This is a genomic window from Yimella radicis, from assembly GCF_054778255.1.
On sequence record NZ_BAAGZR010000024.1, the window covers coordinates 90,064 to 103,858 of the forward strand.

Here is a 13,795-nt window from a genome sequence, read left to right on the forward strand (position 1 = left end):
GTGAATGCTCAGAGGATCTCGCGCAGCAGCGTAGTGACGCCCGCCTGGATGTCGTCGCGTATCTCGCGGACGACCGAGTGATGGGTCAGGTGGGTTGGTGGCTCGACTCGGTGAGTCGGCGGAGAGCCTGCGGGCCGTGGGGCTCGTCGGCGAGCATCGGGATCATCGCGGTGCGGTCGGCCCGTCGGCTGATTTGGTTCAGGTGTTGCTCCTCGGCGGCGGCGCGGGCGGCGAGGAACGGCGAGGTGGCGTGCGCTGCGGCCAGCGAGCCGTTCACGACCCAGGCCCACGGGTGGATCTCGGCACGCTCCAGGTCGTTCTGCAACTCGGTCGCCTCCAACACCGGGGTGGTGTCGGGCAGGGTCACGATCACGACCTTGGTCAGGTCGGGGTCGCGCAGTCGCATCAGCGGGGTGGTGTACGTGCCGGAGTCGCCCATGCTGCGGGCGATGTCTCGGTGATACGAACCGGTCGCGTCCATCAACAGCAGCGTGTGCCCCGTAGGCGCGGTGTCCATGACGACGAAGTGACGGCGGGCCTGGTTGACCATGTGGGAGAACTGCCCGAAGACGGCGACCTCTTCGGTGCACGGCGACAAGAGGTCTTCGGCCAGCCGTGCCCGGCCGGCGTCGTCGAGGTTCTTGCCCTTGCTCGCCATCACCTTGTCGCGGTACTCCTGCGTGGCCAGCTGGGGATCGATGCGCGACACCGTCAGGTTGCCGACCACCTCCTGTTCCAGCACCTCGTCCAGGTGTGCGGCCGGGTCGGTGGTCGTCAGGTGAACAGCGTGCCCGCGGTCGGCGAGCGCCACGGCGATCGCAGCGGCCACTGTCGTCTTGCCGACTCCGCCCTTGCCCATGCACATGACCAGCCCGTGATCGGACGTCGCGAGTTCGTCGACGAGCCCGGCCAACGGGCCCAGGTCCAGTTGCTCGCTGCTTTCGGCGCCGTCGGGAACCTCGATGTCGGATGCAAGAAGGTTTCGGACGGCGTCCACGCCGACGACCGTGTGCGCCCGTAAAGGAACGGTGGTCAGCGGCAGAGGCTTCAGGGCGGCGGGCAAATTCTCGATGGCGTCGGTCTCTCGGCGGTGGACCGCGTCGGCCAGGTCGTCACCGGTGGCGGCTGCGGGGAGAACGGCATTGACGACGAGGTGTTGGCTGGTGATGCCGATTTGTGCGAGTTCTTCGCTGGTGCGTGCTGCTTCGCGCAAGGTCGCCTGCTGGGCTCGGGCGACCAGCACCAGTCGGGTGGTGGCGGGGTCGGCCAGGCGGCGGACGGCTTCGGCGTAGACCGCGCGGGTGCGGTCGAGCCCGGCCATCGGGCCCAGGCAGGAGGCGTCTCCCTTGCCGGCGTCCAGGAAGGAGCTCCACTCACCGGGCAGTTGCAGCAGTCGGATCGTGTGTCCGGTCGGTGCGGTGTCGAAGACGACGTGGTCGTAGTCGCTGATGCGTTCGTCGTCGGCCAGGAAGCTGGTGAACTCGTTGAAAGAGGCGATCTCGGTCGTGCACGAACCCGAAAGCTGTTCGGTGATCGAGTCGAGCTCGGCCTGGGGGAGCAGGTCACGGACCGGTGCGATGATCTTCTCCCGGTAGGCCTCGGCGGCCTCGTTCGGGTCGATCTCGAGCGTATCCAGTCCGGGTACCTGGGGTACGGGCGTGATTCGGTCACCGACGGTGAGGTCGAACACTTGCCCGACATTGGATGCCGGGTCGGTCGACAGCAAAAGGACGCGCTTGCCGGATTCCGCGAGGCTCACTGCTGTTGCGCAGGCCAGCGAGGTCTTCCCGACTCCGCCCTTGCCGGTGAAGAAGACGAACCGGGGGAGTTCTTCCAGAAACGTCAAGGTCATATCGAACTCCGTTCAGCAGCAGTTGGATTCGGCGTCGGGACCGCAGGCTTTCGCGGTCGAGGACAGGCCCACATCGGTAACGCCGGCGGGAAGACCGGCCGGTGCAGTGATACCGGTGAAACGCGAGAGTTCATCGCGGTCCGGATACCGCCCGGTCGCGACGGTCACTCCGTCCACCGTCGTCAACGGCAGACCGGCTGAACCCGCGACCCGCAGAAAGTCGGCGACGACTTGGTTCGCGGCAAACGCCGATGGATCGTTCCCGAGGTTGTGCCGCTCTATGTCGGCACCCTGATGCTGCAGGTGATCGAGGTCGGCGGTGAAGCGCACCAACTCCTCGTCCAGTTCCGGCCCGCAGACCCCGGTGTTGCAGCACAGCGCAGGCTCGAAGACGCGGACGGCCGGACCCAGGATGGACGGACGCGACTCAGACATGATTCTCCTTGGAACTGGCAGTGCTGGTAGAGCGGTCGAAGCGTGGACGCAGGGCGAGGGCGACGTAGACCAGAGCGACGAGCACGGGCACTTCGATCAGTGGACCGACCACACCGGCGAGTGCTTGGCCGGAGGTGACTCCGAAGGTCGCGATCGCGACGGCAATCGCGAGTTCGAAGTTGTTTCCGGCGGCGGTGAAGGCGAGTGTCGTGGTGCGCTCGTAGCTCATGTCGAGAGCTCGGCCGAGCAGGTAACCGCCTCCCCACATGACGACGAAGTAGGCCAGGAGCGGGAGTGAGATCCGGGCAACGTCCATCGGGCGAGAGGTGATCTGTTCACCCTGCAGCGCGAACAGGATCACGATGGTGAACAGCAGGCCGTACAGCGCCCACGGGCCGATCTTCGGCAGGAAGGAACGCTCGTACGCGTCTGCGCCCCAACGCTTCTCGCCGATCCTGCGGCTCAGGTATCCGGCAAGCAAGGGGATGCCGAGGAAGATCAGAACGGACTTGGCGATCTGCCATGCGGACACGTCGAGCTGGGTCTGGTCGAGTCCGAGCCAGCCCGGCAGGACAGACAGGTAGAACCACCCGAGAGCCGCGAACGCGATGACCTGGAAGACCGAGTTGATCGCGACGAGTACGGCAGCGGCCTCCCGATCGCCGCAGGCAAGGTCGTTCCAGATGATCACCATCGCGATGCAACGGGCCAGGCCGACAATGATCAGGCCGGTGCGGTACTCCGGCAGATCGGGCAGGAAGATCCACGCGAGGACGAACATCAGGGCCGGGCCGATGATCCAGTTGAGCGCGAGGCTCGCGCCCAACAAACGCCGGTCACCGGAAACGGTGTCGAGCCGGTCGTAGCGCACCTTGGCAAGCACCGGGTACATCATCACCAGCAGTCCGATGGCGATCGGAAGCGAGACTCCGTCCAACTCCACGGCGCCGAGTGTGGATCCGAGGCCGGGCACCAATCGGCCGAGCAGTAGCCCGATGACCATCGCGGCAAGGATCCAGACCGGAAGGAAGCGATCGAGAGTCGAGAGCTTGGTGGCGACCGATGGCTCGGACTTCGCGGTGTGCGTCCGCGTGTCGCTCATGGGCGTACCGCCCGGACGATCGCAGCCTTGGCGAACTCGTGCACCTCGTGGGTGTAGCAGATCCCCACGTCTGTCCATCCGCTCGCTTCGAGCGCGTCTCGGTACGCGGCCTCGCTCAGAGGTGGAGCGAGCGGAGTCGGCGTACGGCTGCCGTACCTGTTCACGGATGTCGGACCGGTCGACCATGAGTTGTTCCTCGGATTAGATGAACGTCGATACAGCAACCCTGGCGGATTGCTTCGATATTTGTCAACATGGATGGATGACGAAGCTCGCGCCTGCTCCCGCCACCGACTGCTGTGCGCCTGGTGAGCCGGCCGGACTGTGCGTCCCGGATGCCGAGGCTGCTGCGGTGCTGCTCAAGGCCGTGGCCGACCCGGTGCGGCTTCGTCTGTTCTCCCGGATCGCCGCGGTTACCGATTCGCTGTGCGTCTGCGACATCCAGGACGTCGGGGTGTCCCAGCCGACGGTCTCGCACCACCTGAAGAAACTGCGCGAAGCCGGGCTCATCGACTGCGAGCGCCGCGGCACGTGGGTGCACTACTGGCCGACCGAACTCGGCAAAGAGGTCAACCGTGCGGTGAGCACACTGGCGAGACTTCGGGCCTGACCGGCGCGGGGGCCGAGACAGCCCCGCCACGCGACCCGAGCAAGCTCGATATCCGAGGATCGGATCAGATGTGGATCGTCGGGTCCTGCTCGCGGCGAAGGGTCTGAGCCGCGAGTGCAAGAGCGAGCGCCAGGGCGAGTCCGATTCCGTTGAGCAGCAAAGCGAGTCCGGAGTCGTTGAGCACGAATCCGATGGTCCAGAGCACCAGCAGACCGATCAAGGTCTCGCGGCCGAAGCGGACGCGGGCAAGCGCGTCATCGAGCGCCCGGCCAGGACGTGAGGTCGGTCGGGCCATCATCCAGATCAGCACGGCGAGGGCGATGGGCACGAGCGGGCTGAACGGCGTCCCGAACACCAACTGCACGTTCGCACCGAGCTTGTCCCCGACGACGTCGAGACCCTCGCCGTCGATCACCTGTTGCACGAATTTGCCCAGGTGGGTGCGGGATTCGGCCGGACGAAGCCAGTCGGCGAACGCGAGCACTGCCGCCACGGCCAGCGCGGCCACCCCGGCGAACAGCACCAGACGCAGACGCAACCGGACGGCGAGCGCGAGCAGGGCCAGCACCACGGCGGCCAGCACCACGGCCGGCGGACCGCCGAAGTCCGCTCCCCAGCCGGGCCATCCGTCGATGATCACGGTGGCCAGGCCGGCGAGGGCGATGGTGACCGCTGCGAGGCGTCGTTCACCGCGGACGATCAGCGCGCCGGCACCGAGGCCGGCCGCGATCAGGGCGCTGGTGGCGAAGAGTCCGAACCCCACGTTGCCCATGCCGTAGAAGCGGCCGCCGTTGATCGGTTGCAGGCCGAGCAGCGATCCGAACTGAAGCCTCGAACCGTGCATCACGTCGACACCGATGATCACCCAGGTGGCGATCGCGACGGCGATGATCGGGCCGGTCGGGGTGCGGCGCCACCGACCGGCGTATGCGATCGCCGCGATGATGCCTGCGAACAGCAGCGTGAACACCACCAGCCAGACCGGCGCCGCAGGCCAAGCCGCCCATGGTGCCAAGGCGCTGAGGAAGGTGGCAGCCGGAACGGCGGCCCACACGGTGAGGACTGGTGGCAGCCAGCCGACGACACGAGTGCGGCTGCGCCACAGCAGGATCCCGAGGATGAGTCCGAGCAGGGCCCAGCCGGCGAAGAACGGGACGCTGAGGTCGAACACGCCGCGCAACTGGTCGTCTGCCTGCCGCGCCTGATTGACCAGCGAGGACGACGGAGTCTCATTGGGAGCCAGTTGCAACGGTGATCCCTGCACCTGCGAGGGCACGGGACCAAGTGGTGCGAGGAATGTCGCGGTCAGGTCGGGCAACTGGACGATGCCCGACTGGCGCACGGACGCCGACCACAGCGTGCCGTGCTTCACCGAGTTGCCGAGCACGAACAGCATCCGAAGCCGTGCGTCGCCGGGCTCCTGCTGGCCGGGTCCGTCGGAGAGACCGGTGACGATCACCGTCGCGGATGCGGGGATGCCGGCGAACGCCTCGTTCAGCTGGGCCATCGTGGTGCGCGCCGAACCGCCGGATGCGTCGACGAGGGTGAGGGCGCACTTGTCGTAGCGAGTGCCTTTCGCCGAGGCGGTGAACGAGTCGACCGTGCCGTCACTGCCCAAGGCGCCCAGGGCCGCGTCCTGGCCCACGGCCGCGACACACTTCCCGGCTGCGCGGTAGCGGTCGGCGAGCAGGCCGATCCGGTCGGCCTCGTCGGTGTCCCACGACGACCGGTCGGCGAACCTGGCGCCGCTCCCGGCGACCGCCGGCTTCGGCGGATCGGTGCAGAGCGCAGGAACCGACACACCTCGTCCTGCAGAGACGCTGAGCCAGGCGTCCGTCGAACACGTACCCGTCTTGCCGCCACGAGGCGTGACCGAACCGATCGCGCCGTAGTCGAGCGTCTCCCGCAGATCCGGGTACGCGGCGCGGGTGACATCAGCCCAGCGAAGACCGGGTGCGGCGATCACGACGATCGACCGGTCGGCCTTCAGATCGGTGCGGTCGGGGGCGCGATCGACCAGGTTCACCAACCCCAGGAGAGCGGCGAAGGAGACCAGAGCAGCCAGGACGACGAGGGTGTACCGGCGGGTCATGCGCTCAAGGGTAGGCGTCCACCCGTGCTGCAGTTCGACGGTGCCGAGCTGCGACCGCCGCATGATCCCGGGACTCGCCTGCTGCCGGTGGACAGGCACAATGTCCGGGTGACCGATCAGACCCGCCGCCGACTCGCCTGGGTCGGTGCAGCGGCCCTGATCCTGGCCTCACTCGCACCGCTCGTCTGGCTGCACCTGATCGATGCCCGGCCGGGTCGCTGGCAGGTGGACCTGGAGGTCTACCGCAATGCCGGCATCTCCCACCTGATCGGCCGGCCGGTGTACGAGTCGATCACGCCGCCGCCGCAGCTGCTGCCGTTCACCTACCCGCCGTTCCCGTCGATGCTCGCGGTCCCGCTGGCACTCATTCCGTTCCACGTCGCCGGCGTGCTCTGGTACGCGCTCCAGGCACTGACCAATGTCGCCATCGTCTGGATCGTCGGACGGCGCTGGTGGACCAAGCCAGAATGGTGGCGTCCGCTGACCTTCGGTCTGGCGCTCGCGGTCGCCCAGCACATGCTCCCGGTCACCGACGGGTTCCGGTTCGCGCAGGTCGGTGCGTTCCTGCTGCTGCTCGTGCTGGCCGACTTCACCCGGTGGCGTCCGGTGCGTCGGATCCCGTTCGGTGTGTTGACCGGGTTCGCCGCCGCGATCAAGCTCACCCCGGCGATCTTCATCGTCCATCTCGCGATCACTCGTCAGTGGCGCGCGTTCTGGACCGCGACCGGCACAGCGGCTGGGCTCACGCTCCTGGCAGCGGCGGTCGACTTCCAGACCTCGGTCGACTTCTGGTTCGGCGCGTTGCTCGACCCTCACCGGCTCGGTTCCAACGCCGGTGTCTCCAACCAGTCGATCCGCGGCACGATCTACCGCCTGCGCGGCGACAACCTGGCTGGGTCCTTGATCTGGATCGTGCTCGTGGTGGCCGTCCTGTTCGTCGGGATGCGGATCGCCAAGCAGGCCCACGACCGGCGCAACACTCTCGCCGCGGTCGCCGCGGTCGCCCTGGTCGGTGTGCTCATCTCGCCGGTGTCCTGGATCCACCACCACAACTGGCTGTTGGTGGTCTTCCCGGTGCTGATCAGCCTCGCGGGACGCGACCGCAAGCGGCTGGCGATCATCGGGCTGCTGTTCGTGACATACACGTTCAAGTGGCCGTGGTGGGCGTTCTGGGCGATGAACTCCCCGGGCGACATCGCGACCGACTGGTCGCTCAACCCGTTCTGGCAGCTGTTGGCGAACAGCTACGTCATCGCTGCGTTCGGGGCTCTCCTGCTGATCGGGAGATGGCTGCGATCCGCGCCCGTTGCATCACGACCAGCGGAGCCAGCAGCATCAGCCCGGCGGGAGGGATCCCCGTCCCCGAGTCGTTGACCGCGAAGCCGATGATCCAGCACACGGTGACGGCGGCCATTCCGTTCTGCAGCACCGGCAGGTGCGCGAAGATCGGGCGCAGTGGTGCACCCAACGGGGTCTGCGGGCGCAGCAGGACGTAGCTCAGCAGCAGCGGGATCAGCGGCACGAGCAGCGACAACGGACTCTCGGTGAGCATGTTCCAGTTCGCCTGCCACACCCGCTCGGCGCGCGAGAAGTTGCCGTTCATCACGGCTTGGGCGAAGAAGTCACCCAGGTGGGTCCGTTCGGTCGGGCCGCGCAGGTAGTCCAAGGCCGCCATGCCGACGACGACCAATCCCGCGGCCGCGCTGATGATCAGGAAGCGCAACCAGGTCAGGCGCAGCCCGGCGGCGTTGATCGTGAGGTACGCGAACGCGGGGAGCATCGCGATCGGCCCGCCGGCTTCGGCGCCCCACCCGGGGTAACCGTCGACGACGATCGCCGCCACGCCGACCAGGGCCACGGTGAGCGCTGCCAGTCCGTGACGTCCCTCGTCGTGCCGGGTGAGCGGGCTGGCGACGATCGCGGCGAACAACAGGGCCGCGGTCGCGAAGAAGGCGAAACCCACGTTGCCCATGCCGAAGAAGCGTCCGCCGTAGACCGGTTGAAGTCCGAACATCGACAGCAGTTGCAGGTCGTCCCCGTGGGTGACGTCCAGGGCGATCACCGTTCCCGTGATCAGACACAGCGCGGCCGTCGAACCACCGAGCCAGCGCCGCCACGGCCCCAGCAGAGCGACCGCTGCCAGTATGACCGCGATGAGCACGACCCCGCCGACGAGAAAAAGTCTGGGCCGGTCGTGCCGCCACCACGGGTAGGCGTTGACCAGGAAGGTCGACACCGGCATTGCGACGGCGGTCGCCGCGACGAAGGCGACGAACTGGTGCGCTGCTGCGCGCAGCTTGTCGCGGCCGCGGGCGGCCAGCACCATTGCATACCCGGCAGCGAGAAGCACGACGATCACGACGTAGAAGCCGATGACGAAGTCCCGGACCGTCGCGTGCTCGACGTGCAGCGCGTGGCTGAGTTCAGCCGTACGCAGCACCGGAGCGGTCGGACTGCCGGACGGCTGGACCAGCAGGTTGCGTCCCTCGGGCAGGTTCGGGGCCTTGTCGCCTGCGCGGGAGAAGATGAATGCGGACAGGTCGGTGAGCTGGACGATGCCGCGCTGACGGGTCGAGGCCGACGTGAGCAGCCCGTGCTGGACGCCGGGGCCGACCACGACCACGGGGTGCAGGCGCTCCGGGCCGGCGTCGTCCCCGAAGGAGCCGACCACAATCGTCGAGCGCGGGGGAGCGCTGTCGAGAATGCGCCGCAGGAAGGTGTCGTCCGGACGGTCGAGGCTGATGAAGGTGATGTTGCATCGATTGATGTCGACCGCGCGAGGGTCCGGGGAGTAGTGCCCGACGACGCCGTTCCTGTCGGCGGCGCCGAGGGCCGCGTCCCGGCCGCCGGCAGCGATGCACCGCCCGGACGTGGACTGGCTGAACAGGCTGCCGACGGCACCTATCGGAGCCGGTTGCTGGCGCGCCAGCGTGGCCCGTCGCCAGGACGGCCAGTCGGGGAAGTTTGCCGAACCATCCGGGTACGTTTCGGGTGCGGGTGTCACTGGGCACGGTTCGGTGGGTTCGCCGGGCGGGGTCGCGCGCACGGATTTCCACAGGGTGGTGCGGACCCCGGCGGAGAGGCTGAGCCAACTGTGCGGCGAGCAACTGTGATCGGACATGCCGCGGGTCGTCATCGCGCCGACCGCACCCTCCCGGGCGAGGTCCCACAGGGCGGACGTACGTGCGTCCGGACCGTCGGTCAGCGTCAGGCCGCGAGCCGAGATGACGATGAGCGGACCGGGTTGGTCGCTCACCGGCTGGACCGGTGGTCGGGCCTGGACAGCAGACCACGCGACCGACGCTGCGATGCACGCCATCACCGTGAATGCGGTGATGAGGATCCAGCGGCGCAGCATCAGGTCAGCCTAGGCGCCGCGCCTGTGCCGTACCGAAACGAAAGGCGGCCCCGGGTTCGAACGTGACGAACGCTTCACCCGCAGCTGACAGCGTCGCTCACAGGGGCAGCCAGTGCGGCAGGTCGACCCCCGCCAGCTGCAGCGCCATCGTGGCGGCGAAGAACAGGCAGATGCAGCCGGCGATACGTCGGATCGTGGCCAACCGGATGCGCTGCAGCAAGGTGCGTCCGAGCAGCGCGGCCAGACCGGAGACCAGCGCCAGCGCAAGGAAGGCGCCGACGCCGACCGCCCATGGGTTGCCGCCGCGGGCCACGAATCCGGCGGTGGCGAGCTGGGACAGGTCGCCCCACTCGGCGAGGAACAGCACCAGGAAGCTGGTCGAGATGACCTTCAGGCCCTGGGCCGATTTCGTCGCCTTGGCGCCGAACTCCTCCTCGACCTCGTGCTCCTCCTCGTCCGCCCTTGATGCGCCTTTGAGCAGCAGCACACCGGCAACGAGGAACAACACCATGACGACGGCCTTGACCGGCGTTTCCGGCAGCCGTCCGAGAAGGCCACCGAACGCGACCGCGACGACCGTCTGCACGAGGAAGGCGGATGCGACCCCGATCCAGACCAGCAGTGGCCGGTACTTCGTCGACAACACCAAGGTGGCGATGAACGTCTTGTCCGGGAGTTCGAGGATGAAGAGCGTCGTGAAGACGGTGAAGGCGAGTGCGAGATCCATGTCCGCGCCAGGTTAGTGCCCGACTAACCTGCCCAGGTGACCTCCACCGCTGTGGCGCTGCTCGCCCTCGTCGTCGCGGTGCTCGCATTGGCGGGTGCTGCAGTGGCCGTCCTGCGCCTGCGCGCGGTGCAGTGCAACTTCGAGGTGCTCTGGGGCTCGAGCGAACGCGGTCACGACGTTGCGTCCGTGGTGAAGGCGGAGCACGACCGCATCAGTGCACTCGACCAGCGGGTCACCGCACTCGCAGGACGCGTGGATGGAGTGCACGAGCACGTCGCCGCCGGGCTGCGACACGTCTCGGTGGTCCGTTACGACGCGTTCGGCGACATGGGCGGTCGCCTGTCGTTCTCGGCCGCGATCCTGGACGACTCCGGGGATGGTCTGGTGATCAGTTCGATCCACGCCCGCGGCGAGTCACGCACCTACGCCAAGGGCGTGATCGACGGGCGCAGCGAGATCACGCTGTCACCCGAAGAGCGCCAGGCCCTCGCTGCGGCGCGATCGGACCACCGCGATGCCTGACCGCCCCACCCGAATCGGCGTGAGTTGGTGCCCTTCGCCGGGCGCGGCCAAGGGCACAAACGCACGCCGATTCTTGCGACTTGCAACGGCACCCGCACCGATGAGGATCACATGAGCTACGGATACTTCGGACCTCGCGGCACCTTCACCCAGGCCGCGCTTGCCTCGTACCTCGAATCCAACGGCGCTGCAGCCGAGTTGGAGCGTTCGGTGCCGTTCTCGACCGTGCCCGCGGTGCTGGACGCCGTGATGTCGGGCGAGGTCGACTTCGGTGTCGTCCCGATCGAGAACTCGGTCGAGGGCGGAGTCTCGGCGACGCTCGACGCGCTCAACGCCCGCGAGGACCTGTTCATCCGGGCCGAGGTTCTCGTACCGATCACGTTCGTCCTTGCAGGGCGTCCCGGAACGCCGCTGGAGTCCATTGATGCGGTGGGTTCGCACTCGCACGCCTGGGCACAGGTGCGCGGGTGGATGAGCACCAACACCCCTGCGGCACAGTACGTTCCGACCCTCTCCACGGCAGCTGCGGCCGAGGCGCTCGCGTCGGACGGTGACGTGCCCTATCAGGCTGCGGTCTGTGCCCGGATGGCTGCGGAGACGTTCGGGCTGGAAGTACTGGCCGAGGGAATCGGCGACAACGCGTCCGCGGTGACCCGCTTCGTCGTGGTGTCAGGGCCGGGCAAGCTGCCGGCCTCGACCGGGGCCGACAAGACGACGCTGATGCTCTTCCAGCACGACGACCACGCCGGTGGTCTGCTGGCGTTGCTCGAGCAGTTCGCCGCCCGTGGGATCAACATGACCCGTTTGGAGTCGCGTCCGACCGGTGTGGCGATGGGCTCGTACTGCTTCTCGATCGATTTCGAGGGTCACCTGGAGGATGCCCGCGTGGCGGAGACCTTGAAGTCGCTGCACCGCGTGGCGGCGAAGGTGCGCTTCTTCGGTTCCTACCCGCGGGCCGACCGGCGTCCGGCAACTGTGGTGCCGACGGCGACGGACGAGGCGTTCGGCGAATCGCAGACGTGGTTCGAGATGTTGCGTGTGGACAGTTAGGACGCTGCCCCGGTGCTCCATTGCTGCACCCCTTCGCCGGGCTGATGCCAGGTCACGCCTTCATCGGTGACGGTCGCAGTCAGGTTGTCGCGGTGGACGATGCGGTGGTGGGTGCTGCACATGAGTGCCGAGTTGAGCAGCGAGGTCTCGCCGCCGTGCCACCAGTACTTCACATGGTGGACCTCGCACATGACCGGCGGTCTGGTGCACCCCGGATGAGTGCAGTGTCGATCTCGTTGAATCACTGCTGCGCGGAGTTCCTTGTCGACCAGTCGACGTTTTCGACCGACGTTCAACGGGTGGCTCTTCGATCCGAGCACCATCGGGATGATCTCGGCGTCGCAGGCCAGTTGTCTGACCGTGTCGGGCGTCATCCCGACTCCGCCTTGGCTGTAACCGAGGCCGGACAGGACTCCGGCGAGGTGTTCGTAGTTGATGGTGACCACGATTCTCGCGGTGCCGGCAGACTTGGTCTGACCGTCGTTGTCGACCGTCTGCGCGGCAATACGGATGAGTTCGGTGAATGCATCGGCGCGGCGCTTCCCGGGGGTGCGCAGATCGGGCTCGCCCTTGCTCTTCGAACTGTCGTGGTGAGCATAGCCGTCGGCCTCGTCCGTCCGATGGTTGTGGTGCACGTTGTCGCAGCACTCGGAGGCCGGCGAAGGGGCGGCCATCGCCTGGATCGCGTGCTTCACCTTCTCGGCGTTGTCGGGGCTGAGGTCGGCGATGAGCCGTACCAACCCGTTCGGCAGGTTGGACCACGACAGCGACTCGTGCCGCTGCATAGCGTCTTCCTTGGCATCAGGCTGGTCGTCGTCAGCGAAGCGGGCGACGATCCGGTGGGTGAGTTCACGGACTGCCTTCGCGCCGGACCCGGGCGGCAGGCAGAGGAACGCGCCCAACAACTCGTCGCGATCGGCGCCCGGCAGTATCGCGGTGACCGGTCCGATCTCGTGCAGTGCAGTGCGGTCGCCGCGATGGCGGTGTTGGTGCGTCCGCTGATGATCGCGTCCAGCACCAGTGCGTTCTTGGGTGCACGACAGGCTTGGGCAAGCTTCGCCAGGCGCGAGCAGTGTCCGGGCTCCAGTCCGGCGACGACCTGGAGGGGTTCCTCCGGATCGGCGTCCGTCGCCGCGCTCGGCTCCTGATCGATCGGGACGAGAAGGCCGGCCGCGCCTGTGCCCGCCTCACCCATGACGGCGGTGATCGATTCGCCGCGGGACAGGCGGCCGATCCACTGCGCTGCGTCGGCTGCCGTGGAGGAGGCCACCAAGCCGCGATCGATCGCATCGGTCGTCAGGGCGACCACAAGCGCCTCGGTCTGTTGCATGTGCGCGAGCGCGGAGCGTGCGGCCGCGGTGAGTTCGGCGTCGGTGAGGTTCGTACTGATGTCGGCCAGGCGCCGCACGGCCGGCAGCGCACCGGCCACGGTGTCGACGCAGCCGGCTGCCTCACCGGGGCGACTGGGCGCAGCCTCGCGCATCCCGAACGCGATCGGGCCCTGGGCCAGCGGGTCGTGCGGCAGTGGAATGTCGTCGATGGCCATACCGGTCAGCCCTCCCCAGAAGTGCTCTACCTGATGCATTAATCGTACATGTGTTCGAATATGAATGGAAGAGGATCGGTTATGAATTTCGTTCGCCGGCAGCGAAATTCACGTACCGGCGGGTATCCACAGCCCCTTGTTTTGGCGCTGGTTGTCCACAGGCCGCGGACGCCGGTTGACGGCGGCTACCGAGCCGGACGAAGCGCTTGTTCGACGATCGGCCACCAATGGCGCGCGTCCAGAGACTGACGCGCTGCATCGAGCGTGACCCACGTGCCCGCCACCACGGGTTCCACCTGCGCATCGACCACGATCACCGGCAAGTGAGCGTGCGGGACCGGGTGCGGATACGTGTCGTCCGGATGGGGAACGACATTGCGCACGTATCCGGTGCACCGGTCGTCAGATCGGCGCGCCCAGTATCTGCGACATCAGATCCGCGATTCCGTCCTGCGCCGAACCCGTTGACCGGGCGGTCCCAGGAACTTCGTCGGCAGGTCG

The 13,795-nt window shown here is 67.5% G+C and carries 11 protein-coding genes; 5 read left to right on the forward strand and 6 right to left on the reverse strand.

Going from position 1 to position 13,795, the window contains the following annotated elements:
• Positions 1–85: 85 nt before the first annotated feature.
• The 3 genes from arsA to arsB are packed head-to-tail and all read right to left on the reverse strand — an operon-like array spanning position 86 to position 3,389.
• Entirely contained in the window at positions 86–1,852 is a 1,767-nt protein-coding gene (arsA, locus tag ACYU8W_RS12720) for an arsenical pump-driving ATPase (RefSeq protein WP_499469582.1), read from the reverse strand.
• A gap of 12 nt (positions 1,853–1,864) precedes the next feature.
• Positions 1,865–2,287, reverse strand: a complete 423-nt coding sequence (gene arsD, locus ACYU8W_RS12725; protein ID WP_499469584.1) for an arsenite efflux transporter metallochaperone ArsD — start codon at positions 2,285–2,287, stop codon at positions 1,865–1,867.
• The gene (arsB, locus tag ACYU8W_RS12730) at positions 2,280–3,389 is read right to left on the reverse strand and encodes an ACR3 family arsenite efflux transporter (protein WP_499469586.1); all 1,110 of its coding nucleotides are present in this window, start codon (positions 3,387–3,389) and stop codon (positions 2,280–2,282) included. Before arsB ends, arsD begins: the two co-directional genes overlap by 8 nt.
• Before the next feature lie 262 nt (positions 3,390–3,651).
• Between arsB and ACYU8W_RS12735 the strand changes: the two genes are divergently transcribed.
• Positions 3,652–3,999 (forward strand): ArsR/SmtB family transcription factor, encoded by a 348-nt coding sequence (locus ACYU8W_RS12735; RefSeq protein WP_239702643.1) that lies wholly within the window; start codon positions 3,652–3,654, stop codon positions 3,997–3,999.
• Between the two features lie 64 nt (positions 4,000–4,063).
• Here ACYU8W_RS12735 and ACYU8W_RS12740 read toward each other — a convergent pair whose 3' ends face one another.
• Positions 4,064–6,091, reverse strand: a complete 2,028-nt coding sequence (locus ACYU8W_RS12740; RefSeq protein WP_499469588.1) for a hypothetical protein — start codon at positions 6,089–6,091, stop codon at positions 4,064–4,066.
• Positions 6,092–6,199: 108 nt separating this feature from the next.
• On the opposite strand from ACYU8W_RS12740, the gene ACYU8W_RS12745 reads away from it, so the two are divergent.
• Complete coding sequence (locus ACYU8W_RS12745; RefSeq protein ID WP_499469590.1) at positions 6,200–7,465, forward strand: glycosyltransferase 87 family protein; 1,266 nt, start codon at positions 6,200–6,202, stop codon at positions 7,463–7,465.
• A gap of 2,081 nt (positions 7,466–9,546) precedes the next feature.
• Here ACYU8W_RS12745 and ACYU8W_RS12750 read toward each other — a convergent pair.
• Positions 9,547–10,176: a TMEM165/GDT1 family protein gene (locus ACYU8W_RS12750; protein WP_499469592.1), complete on the reverse strand. Its 630-nt coding sequence runs from the start codon at positions 10,174–10,176 to the stop codon at positions 9,547–9,549.
• Positions 10,177–10,212: 36 nt separating this feature from the next.
• Here ACYU8W_RS12750 and ACYU8W_RS12755 point away from each other — a divergent pair, with 36 nt between their 5' ends.
• Positions 10,213–10,698, forward strand: a complete 486-nt coding sequence (locus ACYU8W_RS12755; RefSeq protein ID WP_499469594.1) for a DUF4446 family protein — start codon at positions 10,213–10,215, stop codon at positions 10,696–10,698.
• A gap of 111 nt (positions 10,699–10,809) precedes the next feature.
• Positions 10,810–11,748 carry a prephenate dehydratase gene (pheA, locus tag ACYU8W_RS12760; RefSeq protein WP_499469596.1) on the forward strand — a complete coding sequence of 313 codons (939 nt, stop codon included), beginning with the start codon at positions 10,810–10,812 and terminating at the stop codon, positions 11,746–11,748.
• Here the strand turns inward: pheA and ACYU8W_RS12765 are convergent.
• A complete protein-coding gene (locus tag ACYU8W_RS12765; RefSeq protein ID WP_499469598.1) occupies positions 11,745–12,653 on the reverse strand; it encodes an HNH endonuclease in 909 nt (302 codons plus the stop codon). The genes pheA and ACYU8W_RS12765 overlap by 4 nt on opposite strands.
• 140 nt (positions 12,654–12,793) lie before the next feature.
• Here ACYU8W_RS12765 and ACYU8W_RS12770 point away from each other — a divergent pair, with 140 nt between their 5' ends.
• A complete protein-coding gene (locus ACYU8W_RS12770; RefSeq protein ID WP_499469600.1) occupies positions 12,794–13,336 on the forward strand; it encodes a hypothetical protein in 543 nt (180 codons plus the stop codon).
• Positions 13,337–13,795: the final 459 nt, after the last annotated feature.